Below are 26677 nucleotides of genomic sequence, written 5' to 3'. Positions count from 1 at the left end.
CAATGCTAAAAATTTTGGAGAGATGGCCGAGCGGTTTAAGGCACACGCCTGGAAAGCGTGTTCACGGCAACGTGTCGGGGGTTCGAATCCCCCTCTCTCCGCCAGCTCAGTTTATGGTATATTCGAATGATTTCAAGAATTGAATTTGTTATCAAATGGTGAGTGTGTACAGCTTATACTTAATAAGTGAGTACGTGAATTCATGAAGATAACAAAGAGCAATTCTTAAAAGTAGAAGAGTATGTTATGCTCGTTTATTTTCTTTATAATACTTAGTATATTTATCTAGTAAAATCCTAATCATTTTTTGATAAGGAACATGTGCAGTTGCTGCTTATGATTTAAAATAATTCTACGCTCTCTTTACTTAAAGAAATGGTTACTTTTACTGAATCATCTTTTAATAAAAGTTCTCTAGGGTGCGGCAAGAAATCTTTTACTATTTTTACTTCCCCTATTTCCCCATCAGTGTATTTTATTCTCTTGCTCATAAATTCTCTTACCTTTATGCCAGTATCCTGCTCCAAAAATTCTTATATGGATTATCTCGGAACGTAAAACGGACTGTTAAAATATTACCATCAAAACTGTACCTAAACAAAAATATCTTTTTTCTGTAATACTAACGTACACCACGCTCTAGTCTGGACAGTTAGCCAATTTTTGTAGTTTATCGAACCGGAAAGCCAAATAGTAATCAAGGTTTCCACTGTCGAGTATTTAAAAGTTTCATATGCATTTGTTATTACATTTATAAAGTCTAAAAGCTTTTTACAAAGCTTATCGTCTACTAATGACCTCATATTGATAGTCTTTTAATTTCTATTTTTACTTTTATAATAAAAATAGTTGTATATTTATATTATTTGTTCTATTACAGCTATAATTTTATAAGTTATAATTTATATTAAGTTGTGGCTCATAAGGATTTATAACATTTAACAGAAGAACAAATCAAAGATTTAATAAAACGTTATTATAACTATGAGAAAATAGCTAATTTATTAGAAGAACTTAATGTTAACGTATCTCACAATATTTTAGTTAGTTTATTTCCGCTTGTTACGCATCATAAATTATTCTGTAAATACTGCCGAGATACAAATTTAGTTATTAAGCTAAAGAGTAGAAATTATTATAGCTATGTTTATGGAGAAACGAGTTTTGCTCTATTGGGTCCTATATGTATGTAATCATAACAATAACTCTAGTTGTTTCATGTGATAATTGTAAGAAAGCTATAAAATAGCAAAAACAAACTGAAGAAGAAGCAAAAAGACGTATTTTAATAGATACATTTTTGTATAAAAATATTAAAGCTCCGCCAATTAAAGAATTAATAAAAGATGCTTTATATTTATTAAGTGTAGTAGAACATTTTGCTTCTGAAGACCTTGAATTTGTAAAGCCATATTTAAAATGATATTCTGTACCGAGTTTAGCATCGGACGAAGATTTAAATGATCATATTGCAGGGGACATCTAGGTCGTAGAGGTTTTGTATTAATTAGTCCTTTAACAAGCAGTCTTGATGCCTTCAAATTCAATCAAGAAAAAGCATTAACAGACTATTATCCAAACAAAGTTTTATGGGATCTTTTGCCTAATATGGATATTGAAGAAAAAAAAAGAATATTTAAATTCTGTGCGAAATATAGTTAAAGGCGAATGGTCTTCATCATGGAAAAAAGAAGTCAGTGATATATGGCATCAAATTGCTAAATATGAATGATAGTTTAATTCGTTGTATATCCTTTTAATTCTTCTTTAAAAATAGTCCAATCCTCTTGCCAGTCTTCTAAACTAAGCGGCGATGGTAAAATCATTTGCGGCTTAATGGGAAAATACGAGAGCTTAAACCCCAATTTGATACCGTCTATAACTTTTATTGTTTTACGCTCATGATCAATTTTAATGGCATAAACGTGACCGATCCAATAAGATAAAGGTTTAGAGAAAAGTGTGTAGCACCATAAAGGAGAATCATAAAAATCTTGTTCTAAAGTCTAAAATGGGTAATTGAGTTTTATATAACCGTCTATAAACTCTTGTAATTCCTTATCCGAGCAATCAGTGCGAATTATGTGAAGTCAAGCATTATATTTTGCATCTGTTTTAATATGAATAATAGGGAAAGACTGATTAAAACAGTCTTTTTCAGTATTGGGGGTATAGGAAATATTAAATGTTATTCCCTTAAGATTAATTTGTTTATCTTATAACTGCTGCGCTGGAATCATCCCTACTAATGACTTTGAATTAATAGAAGAGTATGTAAATAAAGCTGATAAAGATACTTTAAGTTATTTTTGATGTGGACTAAGTATTGTATTGGTTATGCCGACCGATGTATTTGCCTTTAATGCTCCCATTAGAAAAGAACTAACTAAGCAACTAAAAGAAAAATATTCTGAAGATGAACTTAAATACTTATTCAGCTCCATTTTTAAAATTCGCAGAGTTCAGCCTGTTAATTCAAATATGAAAGACTTAATTAACCACCTAGAACAACGAAATATTCCGGCAATTGCTTTAACGGGATGGTGGACCGGTAAACATTGTTATATAACCGAAATGGAAAAATTTAGATTTAAATACCTACAACAAGTAGATATTTCTTTTATCAATACTTCACCTTTTAAAGAAGATATGATTTCTCCGGAATTTAAAAACAAAGACGGTATTCCTATGTTAAAATCAGAAGTTATTTTAACCGCCTCTGCAGATAAAGGTTTAGTGCTTAAAACTCTGTTCTTGAAAAATCAAATTTACATTTTAAAAAGATTATTTTTATTGATGATAGTTTAAAAATTCCTTGAATCGGTTGAAAAAATTTGCCATGAACTGAATATTGATTTTCAGGGTATTCATTACGGAGCTGCTAAAATAGCCTCCTTGCCTATTCTTGATAAAGAAAAAGAACAATTACGTTATGAAATACTAGAAAAAGAACATATTTGGCTTTTAGATAAGGAACTTGAAGAAAGATTTAAAAGTAAATAAACTACTTATGGGACGATTTATTATATCATAATTGAGATTAGTTTAAATATTAATCAAGTTATAATAATCAACGGTCCTTCTTGTGCAGGTAAAACAACAATAGCCAAAGAAATTTGTAGGCAATCTAATAATAAATTTATTCATTTACAAATTGATAAAGTCGGAGCGTTTTATAGTACGATTTTTCCTACAGAATTTAAGTTTGCAGAAAATGAAGCCGGCACTGAAAACAATGATGATAGACTAAAAGGTCTTTTTAATAATAATAGGTTAGCAAGAAGAAGAATTGTTGAGTTGATATTGCTTACAATCGCAAAAGCATTATTAGATAAAAATTTTAATATTGTAATCGATACGGTACTAGATGGTCCGGATGCTCAAGAACTTGCTAAATTTTATCTTAAATATCTAAATGGTTACAAAATAACCTTTTTAGGAATCTTTTGTCCGGTTGAAGAACGATTAAAAAGATTAAAAACTAGAACTGACAATCTCTTCTTAACGGAAGATTTTGTAAGATGACAGAGTGGACAATATGATGTTTTTGAATTTTGTAGAAACTTCTATAATACTTGGTTCGATAGCTCAAAGTTAGGGGCTATAGAAATTGCCTCTAAAATATTATCTATTTAATAGGAAAGTCCGGGACGGGTAAATATACTATAGCGAAAGAGCTTAGCAAAAGCGGTTATGTTATATGTGATAATCAGTTAATTAATAATCCTATTTTTGCTTTGCTTGGATGTGACGGTTTTAAGAAGATTCCAGAATTTGTATAGGATACAATCGGACGTATTAGAGATCATGTTTTTGAGTTTATCGTGCAAGAACCTTTTAATAGTTATATATTAACCAATGTCTTAGAAGATAATCAAGGTGATCATAAGCTTTTTAAGCAAGTAGAAAATATGGCTTTGCAGCGTGACTCTCTTGTTGTACCGGTAAAACTACTTATTTCAGCAGAGGAAAATAATAAACGAATACAAAGGCCCGATAGAGTTTTGCGTTATAAATCTTTGAATATTGAAGGAAACGCAGAGTTAATTAATATAACGCATCCTCATTTGTTAGAAATAGATGTTAGTGATCTAACGGCAAGTGCTTTAGCAGAGAAGATTGTAGAGCATACAAATAATATTGAGTAAATGAATAATATTTTAGATTACAAATCATACTACGATTTAATTGAGAATCTGAAGCTAGAAATCAAGCAAACATGAATTCGTGCACATTTAAGCGTAAATAAAGAATTGATAAAACTATATTGAAATATTGGTTTTCAAATAATTAAACGTCAAAAGCTTGAGAAGTGGGGAGCAAAAGTTGTAGAAAATATTTCTAAGGACTTATTAAAAGCATTTCCTGAAATGAAAAGATTATCTTATCAAAATATTTCTTATATGAGGCAATTTGCTGAAGAATATAACGATGAACAAATCCTCCAACAGCCTGTTGGAGAAATTCCCTGGGGATATCATATAGTCATTTTCTCAAAAGTTAAAAATCATACTGAAAGGCTTTGGTATGCATAAAAAACTATAGAAAACGGTTGATCATGTAACGTACTAACCTTGCAAATTAAAAGCAATTTATACGCAAGATCAGGAAAAGTATAAATAATTTTGGACATACTTTACCGGCAATGCAGTCTGATTTAGCAAAATCAATTATAAAAAATCCTTATAATTTAGAATTTCTAGATATTAAAGAAAATATTTTAGAACGAGAACTAGAAAATAAGCTAATAGATAATATTAAGGATTTTTTATTAGAACTCGGTCAAGATTTTGCATTTATAGGTAATCAATACCATATAGAATTAGAAGGAGAGGATTATTACTTAGATTTAGTTTTTTATCATGTTAAACTTAAATGCTATGTTGTTATTGAATTAAAAACAGGTAAATTTAAATCGGAATATGCAGAAAAACTAAATTTTTATTTAAATTTAGTAGATCATAAAATTAAAGATGAAACTGATAATCCTACAATTGGAGTAATTCTATGTGAAGCAAAACGAAATATTACAGTAGAATACGCTATAGAAAGCTTGCAAAAACCTATAGGAATAGCACAATTTAAATTAACCGAAGAATTCCTACGAAATTAAAAAGCTATTTACCTAGTCCAAAAGCTTTAGCTAGGTTAAAGAAACGAAGAGAAAAAGGATAATTATGAGTAGTGTAAATATTAGTTTAGCATCTCCTGATAATATTACAAATATTTTACCTTTGATGGCTCAACTTGGCTATCCTTCTAGTTCAGAAGAATTAACAGCACGTTTTAAGAATTTTATAAATCGTGAGGGGTATGGTGTTGCTTTAGCTAGTTTAGATAATAAAATAGTTGGATTTATTGCTTGGTCTAAATCGCTGCTTTTCGTCTCAGATAAAACTAGAATTCATATTGAAGTTTTAGTTATTGATGAGAATTATTGGGGAAAGCAAATAGGTAAAAAGCTTATGGAATATTTAGAAGAAATAGCAAAAAAATATAGCCCCGTAATCGTTGATCTTACTTCTGGTTATCGACGTGCTAAAGACAGACAGTACGCATATATTTTATGAAGTGCTAGGTTATCATAATTCCGGAGAAATGGCTAAATATATATTTAAGAAAAGAGTTATGAAGAATGAATCTGTAAATGAATATACGTTTAACCACTGCAACCGTTGCTGATTACCCTCTAATCCAAAATATGGCACGGTTTTATATATATGATATATCGCGTTATTGTGGGTTTGAATCAGATGAGTATGATTGGACATTGCCACGAGATGGTTTATATGAAGCTGATGATTACAAAAAATATTTTATAGAAACGGATAGGAAAGCCTATTGAATTAAAGTAAATGGCGAAATAGCAGGTTTATATTGCTTAATGAGGTTGGAACGCATTATAAAATCGATTGGAATATGGGGGCATTTTTTTATTATAGCAAGATTTCAAAATAAAGGAGTTGGTAGGCAAGTAGCTAAGCAAATTTGGTAAATGCATAAAGGATTATGGGAAGGAAAATAAACCGGAATTAATATTTCGGCGGAAAGTCATTAACGAATTTACCAAAGGTAATTATCTTGAAGAAGTTAAACTTGTTCAAATGAGTGATTATAAGGCTGAAAGAGTTATTTTTGAATTTGGTGCCAATATATTATGAATATAAATTTTACTACAACCTAATCTCTGCTTTTGCTAAATCTTTTAAAGTGCGTGATCCGGTGCATAGCATGGTAATTTTAAGCTGCTCGATTATCAATTGTATCTCTTCGGAAAGCAAGCTTTCAGAAGTATCTGCCGCTTTTAAAAATTGACCGGCAAGTCCAAAAATATTAGCTCCTATACGAATTGCTTTTGCACCGTCAATGCCGGATTTTAACCCGCCACTGGTAATAATCGGAATATCTTTTGAAACTGCCCGCACCATTTTTAGAGAATCTAAAGTCGGGATTCCCCAGTTAATAAAGCTACTAGCTATACGGTTTTGTAACGAATTTGTAGCACGATAAGCCTCTACTTGACTCCAAGATGTCCCACCGCTCCCTGCAATATCAAGAACCTTAACCCCTGCGTCAATAAGACTCTCAGCAACTTTTTTAGATAAACCGTATCCTACTTCCTTAACAATTACCGGAATAGAGAGGTAATTAACCACTTCTCTTATCTTAGGTAACAGCTTTTCCCAGTTTCTATTACCTTCCGGCTGAGTCAGTTCCTGTAACACGTTTAAGTGTAAAATTAAGGCATCGGCTTTAATAGCATCCACTAAATACTGACATTCTTTAGGTGTCACTCCGTAATTAAGCTGTACTGCACCGATATTGGCTAATAAAGGGATATCGGGAGCTATATGCCTTACTGCAAATGTCGTGATTGTATCCGGTTCCGTTAACAAAACCCGCATAGAGCCAAGCCCCATAGCAATACCGGCTTTTTGAGCGACCTGTGCAAGTCTATAGTTAATATCTCTAGCTCTAGTCGTGCCTCCGGTCATACTAGAAATTAGGATAGGTGCTTGTAAAGATTTTCCAAGGAAAGTAGTAGTTGTATTTATGCTATCGTAGTTAATTTCCGGTAATGCATTGTGAATAAATTGAATAGATTCAAAACCGCTTTTAAGCTTAGATTCAACGTTTTTCGTAAGATTAATGTCAATATGGTCTCGCTTTCTTTCTATATCTAAATTCTGATCTTTTAGCATTTTCTCACTAATTCTTTTTACACGTAATCTATATTAATATATCTAGGTTCTGTGAAGATTTCTAATTGATTTTTTATTTTGAAGTATTTTTTAGCGAAAATTAATAAGATTTTTGAAGGAATAGTTATTCATATTTCAAAAAAATCTTATAATTTGCAGCAAAAAAAGAGTCATAATTATGATTATTCTATTAAATGTCCACAGAAGCTAAGCATTAAAGAAATAATCAAGTGCTGTAAGTTTTGAAGGTAAGTTTATTAATGGGTCTGAACGCTCAAAATCATAAGCATTGTAAATTTGGATGTATCCTATAGGAGTACGGTCTGCTTCTATAATGTAAGCGTGTATATTTTTAGGCTCATTATTTTCTAGCTTATACCCTCTAACATAGCTTGAGTATTTTTGTGCGATCAATTCTAAACTCCATTCTATATCCTTATCCCACCATAGTTTTATATGTGGCATTTCTAGCTATTTTAAAAAAAGCAAAAAATGAGAAGTAGAAATTGGGGTAAAGCCTATGTTAATATATTTCTTATCATTAAATAACTTGTATTACCTTTAAATGCCCCGCTTTGAGCTTTATATTCTCCGACCTGTTTAAAGCCGGCTTTACTATAAACTGCCACCAAAGTATCATCTGAGTTAATATCAAAGGTAACTGATGGCATTTTAGAGGAAGTTACTGCGTGGCAGAATAGAGCACTTGATAGTGTATATCCTATAATGTACTTAGATTGTATTCATGTTAAGGCAAGAGACAATCATATATAATAAATAAAGCAGTTTATCTAGCTATTGGCGTGAATATAGAAGGCAAGAAGGAACTATTAGGTATTTGGATAGGCAAGAATGAAGGATCTAAATTTTGGATGCAAGTAGTAACAGAACTGAAGAATCGTGGTGTAGAACAAATATATGTTGCGTGTGTTGATGGTCTTAAAGGTTTTCCAGAAGCAATAAATAGCATTTTCCCAAAAACCACAGTACAACTGTGTATTGTTCATATGGTAAGAAACTCTGTAAAATACGTATCATATAAAGATTTAAAATCGGTAACAGCTGATTTAAAGGTAGTTTATTCTGCAATAAATGAGGCTCTGTCCAAATAAGTGTGGGAATTTCTCAAAGGTTATATAAAAATATAATATAACAAAAGGAGAAATTATAATGGACCAAAAACAAAATGCAGCAATGAATCAAGCGATAGATTTATTAATAAATAATGATACAGATATATCAACATTACTTAAAGAGGATGGTTTATTAAAGCAATTAACCAAACGGCTTGTAGAGAATGCATTGCAGTCAGAGATGAATAATCACTTAGGATATGATAAATATTGTCATACTGATAGTGATAATGTTCGTAATGGTAAGAATGTAAAGAATCTAGTAACAAATAATGGAGTTGTAGAGATTGAGGTTCCAAGGGATAGAAGTAGTACATTTGAACCTGCATTAATTCCAAAGCGTCAAAGACGTATTGAAGGATTTGATGATAAAATAATATCGTTATACGCTAAAGGAATGAGCTTATCTGATATTAAGATTCAAATGCAAGAATTGTATGGAGCTGACGTTAGCGAAAGTTTGATAAGTCAAATTACTGATGATGTAATTGAGGATGTCAAGATATGGCAAAGCCGACCATTGGATCGAGTATATGCTATAATATTTTTTGACTGTTTAGTAGTAAAAGTACGTCAAGATAAACGAATTATCAATAAGTCTGTATATGTGGCATTAGGTATTGATTTATCTGGAAGGAAGGATTGGGAATTTAGGCTTATAGCATCTAGTTCGGCTTTTGCCTTATCTCTATTAGTGCTATATTTGTTATACTGTGTACTAACTTGAGACTTATCATACGCTTCCTGATATTTACTATGAGCTTCGTGATACCTGCCTTGGTTAAATAAATTATCGCCTTGAGAATTTAAGTTTATAGCATCTAGTTCGGCCTTTGCCTTGTCTATATTATTTTTAAATGTTTGTTCATTTTGATAGCCAGAAGAACAGGCTTGATAAGCATTATTGAAATATTCAGCAGCTTCACTGTATTTTCCCTCCTGAAATAATTGCCAACCTTTGTTATTGAGTTTTTCAGTCGCTTGATTTTTATTATGACTTAAACACTCCCCAGTTTTACTGTCAAAATAAAGACTGTGCCAATTGGTATCTCCTATTGCGCTACAAATACCATAAGCTATCCATCCACTTATAGGCACCCAGTTCATATGCTTTGATGCTCCCCACCAATATCTTACTTCTTGTAAACCATTACTAGCACCTAAATATCCACTATCTCCGCTAGTTCCATTATTATGAGGACCACGATAGCCTTGCAACACATTAGCAGGACCTTTACCAACAACCCCCTCTCCCATTGAGTTTTTAAACATTTCCTGTAAATGGTGTGGTAAACTATTGACAAAATCTGTCCAGCTTCCTTTGTTTAAATCACTTTCATAAAAATAATATAAATCATTAGGCATGTATCAATCCTTTTATATCTTGTTAATTACTACTATTAATAATACTCGGTTTGTTATGACTTATACTCTTCTTTAGGAACTTTAATGTAGAAACCGGTATAAGAAACTATTATCTCTTATGTAGAATACATAAAAATAACTCTTTAATATGCCTTTACGATATGCTTCAAAGCTCTGATAATTTTTTTTGAAAATAGATAAATTTAAAAATGATTATATTGGCAACACTTTGTAAAGTTTAACTATACTTAATAAATATTGTTATATTAGTATTAATATTTTTTAACTGATCTAAATTTACGGTATTAAATATTTCTTTGCACTTAACTGCCCTGAAACCCTGATACTTTCGTTCTAAAATTAGAAAATTTTAAACAAAAATGTATCTCGCAACAGTCCCTAGAAATGTTTAAAAAAGAAAATTTTAGTTATGAAAATACGTTCAAATCTCCAAAGGTGAGATTTAAATCATTACTAATAACTTACGAGCTTTTTAAAGAATATCTAATCATTTGCTCATAAAATTAATATTTCTCCCTATTTGTAACAGCACTCTGTAAAATTTCATAATTGAAGATTACACCTAGGCAGTGTTTTTCTAATTGCCCCGCAATCTCAGGTATTTTTAAATAAGCAGCTAAAGCTAAAAATATTTGTAAAGTTTCAGATGTGGTTTGCCAGATCTTGTCAAGAGACTTAGTTCTTTGTATATTATGTAATCTATCAAACAGCTTAATTAGTAATAAATCATCCTTCTTTTGCATATATAATATCTTAACCATTTCTACGGCACTAATCTTATGATCTTTTTTAATTCTAGTTAAATCTTCAACATAACTTGCTATCTTATCACTAAATGCTTCTGCTATCATTTCTTGCGTACATTCTGTATCCTCAATAACATCATGTAATATAGCGGTAACAATAATATCAGTTTTAAATATGTAATCAGATACCATATAGGCGACTTCTAAAGAATGAGTATAAAATAATTCTCCAGTTCTGCGTTTTTGTCCATTGTGATATTTTTTGGCATAGTAAATAGCCTTAGTAACTTGATTAAAATCTATCTTATTTGTTGTATATTTATCTAGTAGTAAAAGTTTTTGTAATAATCTTTTACTATAATAACAATTTAAAGACTCCTCGTATTTACAATTAACTTGATTTTTAACCATATTACGCCATTCTTTACTCATCCCTTTAGTTTAGTTAACTAAACTAATAATAGTCAAGATATTTTTACTACAGCATGGTTACCAGGACTATAGTTTTATAGATAGTTAAGTGAAGTCTTGTAAATTTTATTTTACAAGACTTTAAGTTATTTAGTAATTATTGATGATATATAGGTAATTTTACTGGTATATTACATAGTAATAGTAGTACCCTTACCTTCTTCGCTTTCTACCTCAATATCTCCATGCATTTCATTGATAAGTCTTTTAACAAAACTAAGTCCTAATTTTAATCCTTTATACCCAGTTACAGAATCAAATTCGCTATTCTGATCTCTAATATATCGCTGTATTTCTTCAGACATGCCAATACCTGTATCATGGATAATAAGTTGTAGCACCATCTCTTTATTATCTTCAGCTATAGTAGTAGGAAATAGATTGATTGTCACAATAACTTTGCCTGCTTCAGTAAATTTAACTGCATTAGCTACTAATTGTTCTAATATTGCTCCTATCCAGTAACTATCGCCAATAATAATCTTTGCTATGTCGTACTGAAAATTACAAAAAAGATCTAAACCTTTATCCTTAGCTTCTGGTATAATTTTATTAACAGTATCATTTACTAATTGCTCTAGATCGCAAGCTTGTAGATCTATGGGAACTAATTTGGTATCTTGTTGTAAAAAACTCACTAGATTATGAGAATAATCTAATAGTCCCTTAGCACAATCTATGACAATATTAGATAAGGAGTTCTTCTTATTAGGATCTTTTTCTACTCCATAAAGTGTAAGTAGCTCAGAGAGCATTTCATTACATGATATATCTAATTTATTACTAATATTTTTAATTAAATCTATCTTAAATATATTAGATTCTTTTAGTTCATGCTTTGCCTTTTGTAATTTTTGCTCTAATTCTTGATGCTGAGCTGTAAAATTATATTCTTGATCAGATGGCATTAATGTGACAGATATAGGAGATAATTGCAATATCCAAGCTTGCTGCACCATATTTTTAAATTTATTATTATCTTTTGGTTGATTTTGATTATTAATTGTCATAGCATTTCCTTGCTGTTAAAGTTAAGAAAACAGCTCAGAGGTTAAGGTGATAAAATTTTGTAGTTTTTAGTTTAACCTCTGAACTAGAGTTGCACCACGGCCGCTCTTAACAAGGACAGATATCACCACAATTCTCTGAAGTACAGAGGATTTAAGAGCTTTTTTGACAGATCTTTATACAATTGGGCAAACAGCTGCACAAATGAGACAGTGCTAAATTACTATTGTTTGTTTGCTCAACTTTTTATCTATGACATATAAATCAACAGTAGCATTAATTATGCTACAAAAAACACCAAAATTCCTTGTAATACAGCATTTTGCTGGCATTTAAGCCTATTTTATACTATAATTTAGTATAAATATTTTATAATAATTTCATGTCAGTAAATAACTCAAACAAGGTACAACCATTCTTACAATGGGTCGGAGGTAAAAGAAAAATTACCGATCAATTAATTAAGTTTCTTCCGTCCACACTAAATAATTACTATGAACCATTCCTTGGTGGTGGGGCTTTATTTTTTCAAGTTAGAGATAAATTTAAACATTGCTTCCTATCTGATATTAATCTCGAGCTAGTAACATCCTATAACGCAGTTAAGAAGAATCCAGATAAGGTCAGTAAACTATTAGACTCTCATAAAGAAAAACACTCTAAAGAACATTATTATCAAGTTAGAAGTAACAATGACAGTAACGACCCGGCGAAGATTACTGCAAGATTTATCTATCTTAATAGATATTCATTTAAAGGTATTTACCGGATTAACATTGATGGAAAACCAGCTCAAACTTTCTCTGGTAGGAATTATAGTAAATCTGATATTGCCTTTAGATTAAAACAGTGCAGTCAGCTTTTAGCTGGCACATACATTTATGCGATGGATTTTTCTTTTATTGAACCGCAAAAAAATGATTTTGTTTATTTTGATCCTCCTTATCATAAATCAGGTGAGAAGTTTTATACCAGATTACCCTTTGATGAAAATGAGCAAACGAGACTTAAAGATTTTGCTGCAGAACTTAATGATAAAAATGTTAAAATAATGGTTTTTAATAGTGACACTTCCTTTATTAGAAACTTATACAAAAATTTTAATATTAGTACTATTAAGGTTAAATATTCCATGCCCGAGCACAATAAAAATATCTGATGAAGTAGTTATTACAAATTATCAATTACCACAATAGCTTAGTTATATTCAAACTTGATTAATTCAAAGCAATAATCTTGCGTCTTAAAAGCTTCTTCTAGATCTTGCATATGACGATTCCTAACATAGTAATCATTAAAAGCCGTTGTGGATTTAAGGATTACCTTTTTATTGACTATATCTTCCTCTACAACTACTAATTTAGTTAATACAGCAAAATCAATATATTTGTTATAACGTTCAATGAGGAATTTCCTTACTTTATACCATATTGAATCAGGATTTAATTGTTTGCTTAGCTGCAATAGATAATCTTGTTTTTCATCTTCAGTATTATTCTGCTTCGCTTCAAGCTCAGCAAATGGTATGATTTTCAACTTCTCAATACTACTGCCATAGATCATTTGTACTTGCTGTAGTATTTTATCTTGTGCATTTTCTGAAAGCATAATATTTTTAAGCAGTTTTATTTGATAGCTATTACCTACTACCCCAATAAATAAGCAGGAGCTTAGTAATTTATAAGCTGAATCAGGATCAAAACTGCCAACAATTTTACGTTTTAGCTGAGCTTGCAAGCTAGTATCAAGGCTACTTTCTATCTTATCTAGGTATTGCTCTTTAGCGTTGTTTAAGTCGCTAGATTTAAACTGAAATGTAGCATTATTAGCTTTAGTAGTTTCACGTAACTCATGAGCTAAAGCTTTAGCCATATAGTTCAGTAGGACTTTCTTATGACCAAAATGGTGATTGGAATATTCTCCTGCAAGCTTTAAGAGCAATTTATTGATAAAATCTAGGTTAAATTCTCTCTTTGATTTTACTTGTAGTAAATCAGCATCTTCTTGGCTTAATGGATAAAAATCTGCTAATTTTTTTCTTTTGAACCAGCCCTTATTCTTTACGATTCCTACTGCTGAATTGTTATTAGCTGATGATATTTGATCACATCTTGCCTTATCAACCTCATCAAGAATTGTTTGCAGTGCTTGATTTACCTGTAGTGGACCTGTGATAAAATTAACCTCAGATTTTCTTACATTTTCACTCTCTTGATGATTATTTGCTGATTGTTTTGTTGTAGATAGAAAATCTTGTTTAAGATTTTGCTGTGGTGAATGTTGTGATAATTGCCTATTTTGATCAATTTCATTTTCATTTTTTTCATTTTGAAAAATTATAGATTCGCTAGATCTAGATTTATTAGATATATCTTTATTATTATCTATATATATGTACTGGTCCAAACTTTTTTGGGGTTGAGGCAAAATTTCTTTGGGTTTGACCCCAAAGTTTTTTGGAGTTGAGGCAAAATTTTTTTCATTTTCGTGAGGAATGTTGCTAGAAGCAGGTTGGAAGTTTTTAATAAGCCTAATACAAGGAGTATTGCGGCATTTAATACCATATTTACTAATAGTTGCTTTATAAAACTTAATGAAGCCACTCTTTTCTAATTCAATTAGGCACTGTCTGATACGTTCTTGACAAACTCCCAAATGTTCTTCAAAGAAATGATAGGTTTCCTGAAGTTCGTCTATACTGTTGTTATAGCATATTTGCAAGCGAAAGACTATTAAAGATAGTAGATGTCTTGAGGTTTTACTTAAAATTTTACCATTATGAGATGAGAGATTACTCCATTCAGGAGGGATAAAATTGCCAACAAAATTGTAGAAGATAGTGGGATTTTTATCACTCTCATTATGGATTACACAATCAGGAGTGAAATGTGAGCAGCATATAGTGTGCATAAGACCTCAACTTAAACATCAGGTTTAATCGAGGTAGTAAGAGGATTAAAGCACTATTTTAAAAATGTGAAGAGCATATAAGCAGCATATGAATTATGTAAAGGAATGTGAGAATTGAGAAAATCCTGATAGGAAGTGGTGGAGTCAGGGGGATTCGAACCCCCGACCTCTTGAATGCCATTCAAACACTCTACCAACTGAGCTATGACCCCACAATATAGTCAATTGATTTGGACTCGCCTGCATCGTCATTCGTCGTTCTCCTATTAGTTAGGCTTAACTCCTCGCTCCTGGTGTGCAAATCCCACTGACTTGACTATAACAAATTAATTCTCTTATACTATAATAATAAAACTAAATCTATAAAATTTAATCTTTATTTTGCTAACAATGCCATAACATCTCTAGAAGAAATTATATTATCTACTAATCCAAATTTTTTTGCTTCTTCCGGTGACATGAAATTATCACGTTCCATACTTTTTTCAATATGTTTTAACTCTTGTCCAGTATGTTTACTATACAATTCGTTAAGTAACCTTTTGATTTTTAGGGTTTCTTGAGCGTGGATTTCTATATCGGTAGCTTGCCCTTTATAACCTCCTGACGGTTGATGGATCATAATACGACTATGAGGTAAACTATAACGCATCCCCTGCTCGCCTCCGCACAGTAAAAGTGAACCCATAGAACAAGCTTGACCTATGCATAATGTAGCCACTTTAGGTTTTATATATTGCATTGTGTCATAAATCGCAAGACCTGCGGTTACAACTCCTCCGGGGGAATTAATATATATATATATATCTTTTTTAGGATTTTCTGCTTCAAGAAACAATAATTGTGCAACAATTAAGTTTGCCATATGATCTTCAACAGTACTACATACAAAGATTATACGTTCTTTTAGCAATCTTGAATATATATCATAAGCACGTTCACCGCGTGATGTTGGTTCAATTACTATCGGTACATACGACATTAATATTTTCTCCTGAAATTTATGAATTAAATAGTTTTTCATCATTACGAGGAGGTTATTTTAATAACCAACGTGGCAATCTCATGAAGTAGCACAGAACTCCTGAGATTGCTTCGTTGAAACTTACAGTTTCTCCTCGCAATGACTTATAGATTATTACTTCTTATCTTCTAAAGCATTAGCAAGTATATCTCCCATATTGGTAGTATTATCACTAGAACCATATTCTTTGAGAGCTTTTTGACGTTCTGCTATTTTATGAGCTTTTACCGATAATAAAATTCTACCGGTTGATTTCTCGATAGAAACAACTTTTGCTTCTATTTCTTCGTCTATGTAAAACATTTCAGGCTTCTGCTCGTCTTTTTTATCCGATAGTTCAGTTCTTTTAATAAAACCTGCTACTTTATTGTTTAATAATACTTCGAGTCCCTCATCTTTAACTTCGGTTATAAGGGCTTTAACTATTGTGCCTTTTTTATATTCATCACTGATTTCTTGATATGGATTCGGCGACAATTGTTTTATACCTAAACTAACTTGTTCTTTTTCAATATTAATGGCTAGAACTTTGCATTCTATTTCGTCACCTTTTTTGTATGATTTTAGTAGATCCGGTCCTTTATCTTCCCAGCTAATATCACCTTCATGAATCATGCCGTCCATATTATTACCGAGTGCAACAAAAATACCGAAATCCGTAATATTTCTAATCGGTGCTTTAATTATAGTACCGACAGGATTATTTTCAGCGAACTTTGTTAAAGGATTTTCTTGGCATTGTTTAATACTTAAAGAAACACGATGCTTTTCAGTATCGACCTCTAAAACTACGAATTCTACTTCTTGCCCTATAGTTAGTGTTTTTCTAGGATTTTGATTAGATTTTAACCAACTAATTTCGCTTGAATGAACAAGTCCCTCAAGCCCGTCTTTTAATTCTATAAATACGCCGTAATCAGCAAAATTTGTAACTTTACCGGTCATTTGTTTACCGACGGGGAATTCTTCTTTAATTGCTTCCCATGGGTTAGAATCAAGTTGTTTTATACCGAGTGATATTCTTTTGGTTTTTTCATCAAACTTAATAACCATTACTTTAACCTTTTGGTTAAATTCTAACACTTCTGAAGGATGGTTAACTCTTCCCCAAGAAATATCGGTTAAATGTAATAAACCGTCAACACTTCCAAGATCGATAAACGCACCGTAATCAGTAATATTTTTTACGGTTCCTTCTAATACCATGCCTTCTTTAATTTTAGATAGCATCTCATCTCTAGCTTCGGAACGTGATTCTTCTAAAATAGCTCTTCTTGAAACTACTATATTACCAAGCTTTTTATCCATACTTAAAATTTTAAACGGTTGCTTGATATTCATTATAGAAGTAGGATCTTTAATAGGTCTAACGTCAACTTGGCTTCCCGGTAAGAATGCTACTACACCGGATAAATCTACGGTAAAGCCTCCTTTTACACGACCGAAAATCGTACCGTCGACAAATTCGCCCTTGGAACACATGATTTCTAGTTGTCCCCATAATTCTTCTTTAACTGCTTTTTCACGGCTCAATATCGTTCTGCCGTTACGTCCTTCAATTTTCTCGATGAAAACTTCAACTACGTCCCCAACTTCAGGTAAAGCTAAAAATTCAGACTTAGGTATTCTACCTTCATTTTTTAATCCAACGTCAACAATAATCATATCGTTTTTTATTTCGATTACTTGACCTTTAACTACCGTTTTTTCTTTTATATGACTTGTATCAACGGTTTCAAGCATTTTAGAGAAATCTTCTTCAAATTCGTGATTCATTGCTGCAAGTTGTGGAACAAATCGTTGTTTTAGTTTTATTGACATATTCTTCTCGTAATATTAGCTAAAGTGCCTAGGCTAATAAAATTTTTTTTGAAAGGTTAATAAAATTAGAGGTTCTTGCATGACCAAAAAAAGCCTTCTATGTCATGCAACAACGCCATAAAATCGAATAAAATAACCTAGCACTTTTTCAAGTTATTTTATTCTTTATATAATTTGTTACTTCTTCTACGACTTCCATAGCTGAAAGCCTTGAAGTATCGATAATTAAAGCATCTGAAGCCGGTAATAACGGTGCAGCTTTTCGCTCTTTATCTCTTTTATCTCGCAAAATTATTTGCCGTAAAATCTCATCGAGTATACATGTTTTTCCTTTTGCTTGCAACTGCTTATATCGTCTTTCAGCCCTAATTTGAGGATTTGCGGTTATAAAAATCTTTAAATCGGCGTCAGGTGCAACAACGGTGCCTATATCCCTACCCTCCATAATCATTCTAGGTGTTGTTTTTACTAGATTAATCAGGTATTTGTTTAGATTATTTCTAATTTCACTTATTACGGCAATTTGCGATGCTATATTTCCTATATTCTCATTCTCTAAGTCAAAATTATTGTCGAGTTTTAATTCTTTAGATAAAGCAATTACCGTATCTATATCAGTGACATCTATTTTTTGACTAATACAGTCAAACGCAAGTTGTCTATAAACAATACTTGACTGAAAATATTTAAGAGAAAATTTCTTGGCCAATATTAAACCGATAGTCCCTTTACCTGAAGCAGCAGGACCGTCAAGAGAAATAGTGAAATTTTGAGAAATATCAGAGGCTTTAGTTTTTAAATCCACCATAAAATTATAGACTAAATAATAAAATATTATAAATAATGGAAATAAAGCTTGAAATCTAGTGCATTAATGAATTTTTGTAAAAAAACAAGGGTTAAAAACTACATATAGATTTAGTAGTACACCCTATGGGGTAATCAACAAATTAATTTTTTGATTTACAGCTTTAGCGTATTTTTGAAGGCTTAAGAAATTAGGAATATGATGTCCGCTTTCCATTCTTGCTATTTGAGCTTGAGAAGTAGACATTTTTTTAGCACCATCCGCCTGAGTCAGATGCAAGACGAGCCTTTATTAAAGTGCTTGCTATTTCAAATTCCATTTTTCGTTCTTCATAAGCTTTTTTTACTTCAGGGTTTGATAATAACTCTTTTTTAAATTCATCAAAGTTTTTCATTAAACCTTCCTTTAATCTTAAGTTTTAGCTATTGCAATAGCTGTTTTAGGAGTTTTTTCTGTTTTTTTAATAAATGTATGCAATATAACTATTTTTTATCAATATAATCTTTTTAACATATAACTTGAACTAATCAATTGACACTTATCTTAATTGTAAATATCATAAGGTCCATAATTCGATAAAGCCAAAACTACATAAAGATTAAAAAAATTATAAGGGTGATTAGCTCAGTTGGTTAGAGCATTACGCTGACATCGTAAAGGTCAGAGGTTCGATCCCTCTATCGCCCACCACCATACAATCAAGCTTTTCACAGTTTAGCACTATTGTCAAAAAATTTATATGCTCCTTATATTCTCCTTTGAGATTACGTTATCAGAGCTATAATGTCTTCAAAATCTCTCCTATAACTGATATTCAAGAGGAATATTATGCATAACATATTCTCCTCTTTTTCCACCTCTAACTCTAATAATAAGTTAAATATTAACAATAGTGATAATAGCTCTGTTATATTCTACAATTTTGTCGGTAATTTTATCCCTCCTGAATGGAGTACTCTTTCCTCTCATAATGGTAAAATTTTAAGCAAAACTGCAAGACAGCTACTATCTCTAATAGTCTTCCGCATGCAAATCTACTATAACAATAGTATCGACGAACTTCATGAAACCTATCATTTCTTTGAACAACACTTAAGTGTTTGTCAACGAAGAGTAAGACAATGTCTACTCGAACTAGAACAATCCGGGTTTATCAATCTTTCTACTACAACAATAATTAAATATGGTATCAAATGTCGTAATACTCCTTGTGTAAAATTAGCAAAAGATTTCCAACCTTATAATCATAAATCTTCAGCTGAAAACGAAAAAAATTTCAGCCATACACGAAAAATTTTTCGCCCCAACCCGAAAGAAATTTCAGGTCAACCTGAAAAAAATTTCGCTAACTACTTATATATAGATAATAATAAAAATATATCTAATAAATCTAGATCTAGCGAATCTACAATTTTTCAAAATGAAAAAAATATATTTAATCATAATAACCAAGGTCAGTTACAACAACAAAAACGTGCAACAAATTTACAATCCAAAACAGCAAGCTCAACCAATGATCAACAACAAGCTGATAATACCAGTTTATTTAGTGCTAATATCACAACAGGTGCTACAAGGATTAATACTGTACTACAAGCAGTTATTAATAAAATCTCTAAAAAATATGACTCTACACCATCAAATAGCAATAATTCAGTAATTAATGCTGTTAATCATAAAAGCTGGTTCAAAAGAAAAAAATTAACAGATTTCCATCCATTAACCCAAGAAGAGGCTGATTTATTACAGATAAAATCAAATCGAGAATTTAATCTTACTTTTATTAACAAGCTCTTATTGAAACTAGTAGAACAATACCCAGAACATCATTTTGGTCATAAAAAAGTATTTTTAAATTACATGGCTAAAGCTTTAGCTAATGAACTAAGAGAAACTACTCAAGCTAATTGTCAGCAGTTTCAGTTTAAATCTAGCAATGTGTATAAAGTTCAGGAGCAATATCTAGATAAAATAGAACGTAGTACTGATACTAGCAAACAAGCTCAGTTAAAACGTAAAATCGTCGGTATTTTTGATCCTGATTCAGCTTATGAATTACTCAGCTCTTGCCGCTTTCTTGGAATAGTTGAGAATCAATACAAAATAAAACTTCTTAAAAATATTACGCTTTCAGAACATAGCAAAGATAAAATACTACAGCAAGTACAAATGATCTATGGCAGTAATATTGGGCAGTTACAAATCATACCGTTTGCTGAGCTTGAAGCGAAGCAGAATAATAATGAAGATGAAAAACAAGATTATTTACGGCAATTAAGTAAACAATTAAATCCTGATTCAGTATGGTATAAAGTGAGGAAATTCCTCATTGAACGTTATAACCAATATATTGATTTTGGGGTATTAAGTAAATTAGTAATTGTAGAGGAAGATAGAATCAATAAGAAAATAATCCTTAAATCAATATCAGCTTTTAATGATTACTATGTTAGAAATCGTCATATACAAGATCTAGAAGAAGCTTTTAAGACTCAAGACTATTGCTTTGAATTAATCAAGTTTGAATATAACTAAGCTATTGTGGTAATTGATAATTTGTAATAACTACTTCATCAGATATTTTATTGTGCTCACGCATGGAATATTTAACCTTAATAGTACTAATATTAAAATTTTTGTATAAGTTTCTAATAAAGGAAGTATCACTATTAGAAACCATTATTTTAACACCTTTATCATTAAGTTCTGTAGCAAAATCTTTAAGTCTTGTTTGCTCATTTTCATCAAAGGGTAATTTGGTATAAAACTTCTCACCTGATTTATGATAAGGAGGATCAAAATAAACAAAATCATTTTTTTGCGGTTCAATAAAAGAAAAATCCATCGCATAAATGTATGTACCAGCTAAAAGCTGACTACACTGTTTTAATCTAGAGGCAATATCAGATTTACTATAGTTTCTACCAGAAAAACTTTGAGCTGGTTTGCCATCAATATTAATCCGGTAAATGCCTTTAAATGAATATCTATTAAGATAGATAAACCTTGCAGTAATTTTTGCTGGATCATTACTGTCATTATTACTTCTAACCTGATAATAATGCTCTTTAGAGTGTTTTTCTTTATAGGAGTTTAGTAACTTACTAACCTTATCTGGATTCTTCTTAACCGCATTATAGGACGTTACTAGCTCTAGATTAATATCAGATAAGAAGCAATATTTAAATTTATCTCTAACTTGAAAGAATAAAGCCCCACCTCCAAGGAATGGTTTATAGTAATTATTCAGTGTTGACGGAAGAAACCTAATTAATGGATCGGCAATTTTTCTTTTACCACCAACCCATTGTAGGAATGATTGTGCCTTGTTTGAGTTATTTACTGACATGAAATTATTATAAAATATTTATACTAAATTTAAATTATAGTATTAAATAGGCTTAAATGCCAGCAAAATGCTGTACTCGAAGGAATTTTTAATGTTTTTTTGTAGCATAATCAATGCTACTTTTGATTTATATGTAATAGATAAAAAGTTGAGCAAGCAAACAATAGTAATTTAGCACTGTCTCATTTGTGCAGCTGTTTGTTAAATTGTGCAAAGTTTGTCAAAAAAGCTCTTAAATCCTCTGTACTTCAGAGAATTGTGGTGATATCTGTCCTTGTTAAGAGCGGCCGTGGTGCAACTCTAGTTCAGAGGTTAAATTAAAACTACAAAATTTTAGCATTTTAACCTCTGAGCTGTTTGCTGAACTTTAACAGCAAGGAGATGCTATGACAATTAATAATCAAAATCAACCAAAAGATAATCATAATATTACTAATCTTACTAAAACAAATTGGAATCTTCAATTATCTCCCATATCTGTCACATTAATACCATATCAGCAAGAAGAGAATATCATTAACTCGACGATCACAAATTATACTGATATAATTAAATATAAATTAGAATTACAAGAAGCAAATAATAAATTGAAAGAATCTGAGTTATTTAAAAGAGATGTGGTTCAAAATATGGTACATGGATTAAAGATTCCATGTAGCGGGATTTTTCCATTAGTAACAGCTCTTTATGAAATAGAAGATAATCCTGAAAAAAAGGATTATTTAGCTAGTGTGGTAAATTGTGCTGAAGAATTACTAGATTATTATAACAATATACTCAGTTATTTACAGAATAATTCTGGATTACCTCCTATAATTTTAAATAAGTTTGATCCAAAACAGTTAGTAAATAAGATTATTGATAAAGCGATGCCAATAGCTCAATGTAAGGGATTAAATTTATGTGAACATGTTTGCTATTAGTCCAGCCGTTTCAGAATTAGAACAACAACACAGAGAAATGGTATTCCAATTTATGGTGCATGATAGTGGTGTTGGTCTGTCTAAAGAAATCAGGCAACATCTTCATGAAAAGATTGATAAATTTGATGTTGCTATGCAATATCATGGACTTGGATCAGGATTAAGTTTTGTAAAACGTCTCATTGGTGAGCTAAATGGAGAGATTGAAGTAACAAGTGAAAAAGGTAAAAGTACTACTATCGTCTGTAATATACCAATTAAGTTACCTCTTCTTGATGATCTGATTTATGATACATAATGTTGATATTGATAAGGTTTTGATGATTATGCATTAACTAATAATGATGATTTTCTTGATTATTGTGCTTTACTTGTTACACTTTAAGTAAATTATAGTAAGGAAGGATATATGGCAAGAAGTCAAGAAAATCATCAAAAAACTATAGATCCTATTATAGGAAAGTTAAAACCTAAAAGTATAGCTCTTGAGCTAGACAAAATAAAAGTTACAGATCTATCAAATTGCTGATATAGTAAAAGGCTATTAACGAAGATCATGCTTATTAATAAGATTTCTAAGAACATGGTTGATCTTAATAAAATTAAAAAAGCAATTTATTTTGCTAAAAAGTATCATGGCAGGCAAAAGAGAGAAACAGGAGAATTCTATTACTCACATCCTTTAGAAGTAGCATATATGGTTTCTGATTATTTATTTAGAACAGATATTATAGTAACTAGCATATTGCATGATTGTGTTGAAGATACGTTACTTACTAAAGAAATGATTATACAAGAATTTGGCCATAAGATTGCTAATCAAGTTGAAGATTTAACACGAGTTAAAAATGATAAAAAAATTAGTTCAGCAGAAATAGTTAAAATATTATATCAGCAAAAGAAAAAAGAGTTGCTATTAATTAAATTATTTGATCGATTACATAATATACAAACAGTCGGAGCTAAAATTCCTGAGAAAGGATGGAAAACAATTTTAGAGACTTTACAATTTTTCTTAACTATTGCTACTTATTTCAAGGTACCGAGAGTTGTAAGGCAATTATATACACATTGCTTAAATATAGCTGCAAATTACAAAAAATTAAATGTACTGAAAGTGTTGCAAGATAAAATTTTTATTTCAGAACGAAAGTATTACGATTTCAGGATATAGATTTTATAGTGTGGTTAAAAATTTTTTATCTTGCAACACTTTCACAGATGCTTAAGTAAATAATGTTATATCAAAATATCACCAATAATTCATGCATTAATCAAGCTTTAGAGTTATACCATCAATACTGCTCTGATAAAACAACAACCTATCCTGACCAAATACATACCATTACAAAAGCATTACAACTAGATTCTTCCTTATTCACAGCAGTACTATTACATGAAAATATACAACATCTTAATCTAGAAGATTATAATCATTTTAATAATAATATTATATATCTAGTTGATGTTATTAATAAATTATCTACTATTCACTATAAACCATATGCTGAGCAATATATTCATTTTCATGAGCTGTTACTAACTATTAATCCCAAACTACAGGAAACGGCAATATTAACTTCGCTTGTTCCATTATTACATAAGGCGAGTATCTTTAACCTTGAGTATAATAATACCGATGCTCAGCATATATCAGAGATCATCACTAATTGTTATATCCCTTATCTTTTACAAGATTTATGTTTTAAGATTCAATATCCTGAAGAACGTAATAGAATTCTTCATTATATGAATTGGCTATATCCTGACATAGATAATATAATTCACAATATAGAACAGCAATTCAGAAATATATTTAGAAAACTAAATATAAAAGCAAGCCTAAGCTACAGAATTAAGTCCCCATATTCTATATGGATAAAAACACTTGTTAAAGATATCCATATTACAGCACTTAATGATATTTTGGCTTTTAGAGCAATTGTACCAAATAAAAAAGCATGTTACGATTTTTCTAAATTAATTCATCTACATTATAATACCATAACATCACAGTTTGTTGATTATATTAGATATCCCAAGAATAATGGATATCAATCAATACATTTAGTCATATCAGGTGGTAGTAATAAAGGTAATATTGAACTTCAAATACGCTCTACCACTATGCATAGGCAAACACAATACGGTAGTGCACATCACACTTATAAAGCAAATAAGTATTATATATCTCGTACTAATAATAATGTCAGTGTAATATTACATTAAGTTATAGTAATGGGATACTCAATGTTGATATAAGCATCGTAACTATTACCAGTAAAATAATCAATAACGTGAGTACTTATAATACTTTTGCTTCATTTACCCACACTCAACATAGTACTCATTTTGTTGTCAATAACACTACAACATGCACATTGTCTCGGACCACCACCCCAGAATATATAACGTATTATAATAATAATTTATCACTTTTGATAAAAGACACTAATACTATACCTTACAACTTTTCTCTAAATATAAATCTCAATTTGCGTAATATTTTAGAATATAAATTAGTACCTTTAGCAGTAGTACAGATTCCGGCAAGTAATCTATTATTCGAACATAATAGTGTTTTTATTAACATCACTTACAAACCAATATTAGCTGAATGTGCTTTTCCGGCAACTATAACTTATACAAAGAGACATGAAGATTCCAATATCAGATCAATATTTAAACCACCATCACCAAAAACAGATATAATTAACACAACATACAATACATTATTGGCTACCATAAACGATAAAGTTGTTTTGGAACAATATGGTCAAAAGGAATTTTTATCAACTACTATAAACACAAACATTACTCAAATGCTTCCTATAATAACCTTATTAGTAGATCCATCAGAGCTGAATAAGAGAATAAATGATATATCAGATAGTAATAAGGATCAGTTATTACATCTTGGACTTCAACTTGGCTGTGTAGAATCAGTGCCATTATTAATCACACATGGTGCTAATCCTAATGCTACAAATTGTCATGGTGTAATATCATTACACTGTGCTGCTAAGAATGGTAACTTAAATTTAGTATCTTTGCTAATTCACAATGGTACTGATGTTAATGCTAAAACTAATAGTGGTGAAACAGTATTAAACATTATTATGGAGTTTAACAATTGTAATATTTTAAAATCTTTCATATTAGGCGGTGCAGACATTAATTTAGAAACAATGTTACCAGATGATCAGACAGACAGTATAATCAATTTGTGCGGTGATTTACGTATCAGTTAAATTGTGGAATATAGTGGGAAAAATGTGTGATTTATAGACATAGTTATAAATGTAAGATCAAAGTATATGAAGTTACAACTAACTTTTATTCTTTAAACTCTAGTTTTGCAAGAGATCTAATAATAATAAAATCCTTTGATGCTGTTATACCAATAGATGGTTTAACAAGACTCAATAATTATGATGTTGGTATACAAGATAAACAACAATAAAATAACTGTTTTGTTAATAATGAATTTGTTTTTACGGTTCAACAAGATAACTTTTTTGTAAAACCAACAGAGTTAACAGGAGATATTGTATCAATATACTACTTAAAAAAGTGCCAAGAATAGAGCTATTGCTTATGTTCTCTAAATATTTCTGCACTGGCATCTATAGAACTTTTTACATTTTTTAATGGTTCTATTCATTCCCCTGCTACAATTAAAGACTTTTTTGATTTAAACTCTATTATTTTATTGTGTGACAATGCTATAGGATTAAATTTTGAGACTGCTGAAGATTTAGGATTTTTTATCATAATAAATACTTATTAATAAATAGGCATGTATTATAAAGTAAACCACTATTTTGTAAAGAAAATACTAATTTTTAATTAAAGTTAATAACTTGAAACATTTCTATTGGTATTTCACCTCTGCT

Annotated in this window: 22 protein-coding genes, 3 tRNA genes and 10 pseudogenes; 20 read left to right on the top strand and 15 right to left on the bottom strand. The window is 30.6% G+C overall.

Annotation, left to right across the window (positions count from 1 at the left end):
- Nucleotides 1-16 precede the first annotated feature (16 nt).
- Nucleotides 17-104: transfer RNA gene (locus MCC_RS04350), tRNA-Ser, on the top strand.
- A gap of 140 nt (nt 105-244) precedes the next feature.
- On the opposite strand, the pseudogene MCC_RS10380 reads toward MCC_RS04350, so the two are convergent.
- Nucleotides 245-491, bottom strand: a pseudogene (locus MCC_RS10380) (CopG family transcriptional regulator).
- An 809-nt stretch (nt 492-1300) separates the two neighbouring features.
- On the opposite strand from MCC_RS10380, the gene MCC_RS10890 reads away from it, so the two are divergent.
- The 8 genes and pseudogenes from MCC_RS10890 (at nt 1301) to MCC_RS04315 (ending at nt 5845) form a co-directional block, all read left to right on the top strand.
- Complete coding sequence (locus tag MCC_RS10890) at nt 1301-1423, top strand: hypothetical protein (protein ID WP_014408702.1); 123 nt, start codon at nt 1301-1303, stop codon at nt 1421-1423.
- Between the two features lie 914 nt (nt 1424-2337).
- Nucleotides 2338-2808, top strand: a complete 471-nt coding sequence (locus MCC_RS08970; RefSeq protein ID WP_041405425.1) for a DUF2608 domain-containing protein — start codon at nt 2338-2340, stop codon at nt 2806-2808.
- A 210-nt stretch (nt 2809-3018) separates the two neighbouring features.
- Entirely contained in the window at nt 3019-3525 is a 507-nt protein-coding gene (locus MCC_RS04335; protein WP_331270640.1) for a phosphotransferase-like protein, read from the top strand.
- 386 nt (nt 3526-3911) lie between these two features.
- Nucleotides 3912-4148, top strand: coding sequence for a hypothetical protein (locus MCC_RS04330; RefSeq protein ID WP_041405515.1), 237 nt, complete (start codon nt 3912-3914; stop codon nt 4146-4148).
- 126 nt (nt 4149-4274) lie between these two features.
- Nucleotides 4275-4472: pseudogene (locus tag MCC_RS10375) on the top strand (DUF1016 N-terminal domain-containing protein); the annotation flags it as partial.
- Between the two features lie 55 nt (nt 4473-4527).
- A pseudogene (locus tag MCC_RS04325) lies at nt 4528-5113 on the top strand (PDDEXK nuclease domain-containing protein).
- Between the two features lie 64 nt (nt 5114-5177).
- Nucleotides 5178-5632: pseudogene (locus MCC_RS04320) on the top strand (GNAT family N-acetyltransferase).
- A pseudogene (locus MCC_RS04315) lies at nt 5629-5845 on the top strand (hypothetical protein). The pseudogenes MCC_RS04320 and MCC_RS04315 overlap by 4 nt, the downstream one beginning before the upstream one ends.
- A gap of 328 nt (nt 5846-6173) precedes the next feature.
- On the opposite strand, the gene fni reads toward MCC_RS04315, so the two are convergent.
- The 3 genes from fni to MCC_RS07240 form a co-directional block, all read right to left on the bottom strand.
- Nucleotides 6174-7202, bottom strand: a complete 1029-nt coding sequence (gene fni, locus MCC_RS04310; RefSeq protein ID WP_014408694.1) for a type 2 isopentenyl-diphosphate Delta-isomerase — start codon at nt 7200-7202, stop codon at nt 6174-6176.
- A 207-nt stretch (nt 7203-7409) separates the two neighbouring features.
- Nucleotides 7410-7667: a GNAT family protein gene (locus MCC_RS04305; RefSeq protein ID WP_014408693.1), complete on the bottom strand. Its 258-nt coding sequence runs from the start codon at nt 7665-7667 to the stop codon at nt 7410-7412.
- Between the two features lie 53 nt (nt 7668-7720).
- Nucleotides 7721-7873: a hypothetical protein gene (locus tag MCC_RS07240; protein WP_014408692.1), complete on the bottom strand. Its 153-nt coding sequence runs from the start codon at nt 7871-7873 to the stop codon at nt 7721-7723.
- On the opposite strand from MCC_RS07240, the pseudogene MCC_RS07235 reads away from it, so the two are divergent.
- Both MCC_RS07235 and MCC_RS08075 read left to right on the top strand, forming a co-directional pair.
- Nucleotides 7836-8290: pseudogene (locus MCC_RS07235) on the top strand (IS256 family transposase); the annotation flags it as partial. The gene MCC_RS07240 and the pseudogene MCC_RS07235 overlap by 38 nt on opposite strands.
- 82 nt (nt 8291-8372) lie before the next feature.
- Nucleotides 8373-8978: pseudogene (locus tag MCC_RS08075) on the top strand (IS256 family transposase); the annotation flags it as partial.
- On the opposite strand, the gene MCC_RS11675 reads toward MCC_RS08075, so the two are convergent.
- The 3 genes from MCC_RS11675 to MCC_RS04285 form a co-directional block, all read right to left on the bottom strand.
- Nucleotides 8909-9700: a tetratricopeptide repeat protein gene (locus tag MCC_RS11675; protein ID WP_041405424.1), complete on the bottom strand. Its 792-nt coding sequence runs from the start codon at nt 9698-9700 to the stop codon at nt 8909-8911. The pseudogene MCC_RS08075 and the gene MCC_RS11675 sit on opposite strands and share 70 nt — an antisense overlap.
- A gap of 524 nt (nt 9701-10224) precedes the next feature.
- The gene (locus MCC_RS04290) at nt 10225-10899 is read right to left on the bottom strand and encodes an HD domain-containing protein (RefSeq protein ID WP_014408689.1); all 675 of its coding nucleotides are present in this window, start codon (nt 10897-10899) and stop codon (nt 10225-10227) included.
- Nucleotides 10900-11069: 170 nt separating this feature from the next.
- Entirely contained in the window at nt 11070-11948 is an 879-nt protein-coding gene (locus MCC_RS04285) for a sensor histidine kinase (protein ID WP_014408688.1), read from the bottom strand.
- Between the two features lie 380 nt (nt 11949-12328).
- Between MCC_RS04285 and MCC_RS04280 the strand changes: the two are divergent.
- Nucleotides 12329-13142: pseudogene (locus tag MCC_RS04280) on the top strand (DNA adenine methylase).
- 1 nt (nt 13143) lies between these two features.
- On the opposite strand, the gene MCC_RS04275 reads toward MCC_RS04280, so the two are convergent.
- The 7 genes and pseudogenes from MCC_RS04275 to MCC_RS11445 all read right to left on the bottom strand — a co-directional run bounded on the left by MCC_RS04275 (nt 13144) and on the right by MCC_RS11445 (nt 18989).
- Entirely contained in the window at nt 13144-14856 is a 1713-nt protein-coding gene (locus tag MCC_RS04275; RefSeq protein ID WP_041405423.1) for a hypothetical protein, read from the bottom strand.
- A 136-nt stretch (nt 14857-14992) separates the two neighbouring features.
- Nucleotides 14993-15068, bottom strand: a tRNA-Ala gene (locus MCC_RS04270).
- A gap of 164 nt (nt 15069-15232) precedes the next feature.
- Nucleotides 15233-15838, bottom strand: coding sequence for an ATP-dependent Clp endopeptidase proteolytic subunit ClpP (gene clpP, locus MCC_RS04265; RefSeq protein ID WP_014365761.1), 606 nt, complete (start codon nt 15836-15838; stop codon nt 15233-15235).
- A gap of 156 nt (nt 15839-15994) precedes the next feature.
- Complete coding sequence (locus tag MCC_RS04260) at nt 15995-17701, bottom strand: 30S ribosomal protein S1 (protein ID WP_014408685.1); 1707 nt, start codon at nt 17699-17701, stop codon at nt 15995-15997.
- Nucleotides 17702-17849: 148 nt separating this feature from the next.
- The gene (cmk, locus tag MCC_RS04255) at nt 17850-18509 is read right to left on the bottom strand and encodes a (d)CMP kinase (RefSeq protein WP_014408684.1); all 660 of its coding nucleotides are present in this window, start codon (nt 18507-18509) and stop codon (nt 17850-17852) included.
- A gap of 123 nt (nt 18510-18632) precedes the next feature.
- A pseudogene (locus MCC_RS11185) lies at nt 18633-18903 on the bottom strand (helix-turn-helix domain-containing protein).
- 17 nt (nt 18904-18920) lie between these two features.
- Nucleotides 18921-18989: a type II toxin-antitoxin system RelE/ParE family toxin gene (locus MCC_RS11445; protein ID WP_408005718.1), complete on the bottom strand. Its 69-nt coding sequence runs from the start codon at nt 18987-18989 to the stop codon at nt 18921-18923.
- Between the two features lie 133 nt (nt 18990-19122).
- Here MCC_RS11445 and MCC_RS04245 point away from each other — a divergent pair.
- Nucleotides 19123-19199: transfer RNA gene (locus tag MCC_RS04245), tRNA-Val, on the top strand.
- A 138-nt stretch (nt 19200-19337) separates the two neighbouring features.
- Nucleotides 19338-21044, top strand: coding sequence for a hypothetical protein (locus tag MCC_RS04240; protein WP_014408683.1), 1707 nt, complete (start codon nt 19338-19340; stop codon nt 21042-21044).
- Nucleotide 21045: 1 nt separating this feature from the next.
- Here the strand turns inward: MCC_RS04240 and MCC_RS04235 are convergent, their stop codons facing one another.
- The gene (locus MCC_RS04235) at nt 21046-21858 is read right to left on the bottom strand and encodes a DNA adenine methylase (RefSeq protein WP_014408682.1); all 813 of its coding nucleotides are present in this window, start codon (nt 21856-21858) and stop codon (nt 21046-21048) included.
- Between the two features lie 386 nt (nt 21859-22244).
- Between MCC_RS04235 and MCC_RS10360 the strand changes: the two genes are divergently transcribed.
- From MCC_RS10360 to MCC_RS11180, 6 genes and pseudogenes are all read left to right on the top strand, one after another.
- Nucleotides 22245-22781: an ATP-binding protein gene (locus tag MCC_RS10360; RefSeq protein ID WP_231288654.1), complete on the top strand. Its 537-nt coding sequence runs from the start codon at nt 22245-22247 to the stop codon at nt 22779-22781.
- Nucleotides 22768-23079 (top strand): sensor histidine kinase, encoded by a 312-nt coding sequence (locus MCC_RS10355; RefSeq protein ID WP_231288653.1) that lies wholly within the window; start codon nt 22768-22770, stop codon nt 23077-23079. The genes MCC_RS10360 and MCC_RS10355 overlap by 14 nt, the downstream gene beginning before the upstream one ends.
- Nucleotides 23080-23190: 111 nt before the next feature.
- Nucleotides 23191-23955 (top strand): annotated as a pseudogene (locus tag MCC_RS04225) (HD domain-containing protein).
- A 62-nt stretch (nt 23956-24017) separates the two neighbouring features.
- Nucleotides 24018-25010: an HD domain-containing protein gene (locus MCC_RS10350; protein ID WP_014408681.1), complete on the top strand. Its 993-nt coding sequence runs from the start codon at nt 24018-24020 to the stop codon at nt 25008-25010.
- 152 nt (nt 25011-25162) lie between these two features.
- Nucleotides 25163-26032, top strand: coding sequence for an ankyrin repeat domain-containing protein (locus tag MCC_RS10345; RefSeq protein ID WP_231288652.1), 870 nt, complete (start codon nt 25163-25165; stop codon nt 26030-26032).
- Nucleotides 26033-26391: 359 nt separating this feature from the next.
- The gene (locus MCC_RS11180; RefSeq protein ID WP_081498465.1) at nt 26392-26571 is read left to right on the top strand and encodes a hypothetical protein; all 180 of its coding nucleotides are present in this window, start codon (nt 26392-26394) and stop codon (nt 26569-26571) included.
- Nucleotides 26572-26677: the final 106 nt, after the last annotated feature.

The organism is Rickettsia rhipicephali str. 3-7-female6-CWPP (assembly GCF_000284075.1).
GTDB lineage: Bacteria > Pseudomonadota > Alphaproteobacteria > Rickettsiales > Rickettsiaceae > Rickettsia > Rickettsia rickettsii.
Note: the sequence above shows the minus strand (reverse complement) of the source record. Positions and strands in the feature narration are given on the sequence as shown.

What these genes read in the sequence shown, in the direction of transcription:
- fni (WP_014408694.1), bottom strand. Translation starts at nt 7,202, where the DNA reads ATGCTAAAAGATCAGAATTTAGATATAGAAAGAAAGCGAGACCATATT.
- MCC_RS10360 (WP_231288654.1), top strand. Translation starts at nt 22,245, where the DNA reads ATGACAATTAATAATCAAAATCAACCAAAAGATAATCATAATATTACT.
- MCC_RS04305 (WP_014408693.1), bottom strand. Translation starts at nt 7,667, where the DNA reads ATGCCACATATAAAACTATGGTGGGATAAGGATATAGAATGGAGTTTA.
- MCC_RS04330 (WP_041405515.1), top strand. Translation starts at nt 3,912, where the DNA reads ATGGCTTTGCAGCGTGACTCTCTTGTTGTACCGGTAAAACTACTTATT.
- MCC_RS10355 (WP_231288653.1), top strand. Translation starts at nt 22,768, where the DNA reads ATGTTTGCTATTAGTCCAGCCGTTTCAGAATTAGAACAACAACACAGA.
- clpP (WP_014365761.1), bottom strand. Translation starts at nt 15,838, where the DNA reads ATGTCGTATGTACCGATAGTAATTGAACCAACATCACGCGGTGAACGT.
- MCC_RS10350 (WP_014408681.1), top strand. Translation starts at nt 24,018, where the DNA reads ATGTTATATCAAAATATCACCAATAATTCATGCATTAATCAAGCTTTA.
- cmk (WP_014408684.1), bottom strand. Translation starts at nt 18,509, where the DNA reads ATGGTGGATTTAAAAACTAAAGCCTCTGATATTTCTCAAAATTTCACT.
- MCC_RS08970 (WP_041405425.1), top strand. Translation starts at nt 2,338, where the DNA reads ATGCCGACCGATGTATTTGCCTTTAATGCTCCCATTAGAAAAGAACTA.
- MCC_RS04240 (WP_014408683.1), top strand. Translation starts at nt 19,338, where the DNA reads ATGCATAACATATTCTCCTCTTTTTCCACCTCTAACTCTAATAATAAG.
- MCC_RS07240 (WP_014408692.1), bottom strand. Translation starts at nt 7,873, where the DNA reads ATGCCATCAGTTACCTTTGATATTAACTCAGATGATACTTTGGTGGCA.
- MCC_RS04260 (WP_014408685.1), bottom strand. Translation starts at nt 17,701, where the DNA reads ATGTCAATAAAACTAAAACAACGATTTGTTCCACAACTTGCAGCAATG.
- MCC_RS04235 (WP_014408682.1), bottom strand. Translation starts at nt 21,858, where the DNA reads ATGTCAGTAAATAACTCAAACAAGGCACAATCATTCCTACAATGGGTT.
- MCC_RS04290 (WP_014408689.1), bottom strand. Translation starts at nt 10,899, where the DNA reads ATGAGTAAAGAATGGCGTAATATGGTTAAAAATCAAGTTAATTGTAAA.
- MCC_RS04285 (WP_014408688.1), bottom strand. Translation starts at nt 11,948, where the DNA reads ATGACAATTAATAATCAAAATCAACCAAAAGATAATAATAAATTTAAA.
- MCC_RS04275 (WP_041405423.1), bottom strand. Translation starts at nt 14,856, where the DNA reads ATGCACACTATATGCTGCTCACATTTCACTCCTGATTGTGTAATCCAT.
- MCC_RS11675 (WP_041405424.1), bottom strand. Translation starts at nt 9,700, where the DNA reads ATGCCTAATGATTTATATTATTTTTATGAAAGTGATTTAAACAAAGGA.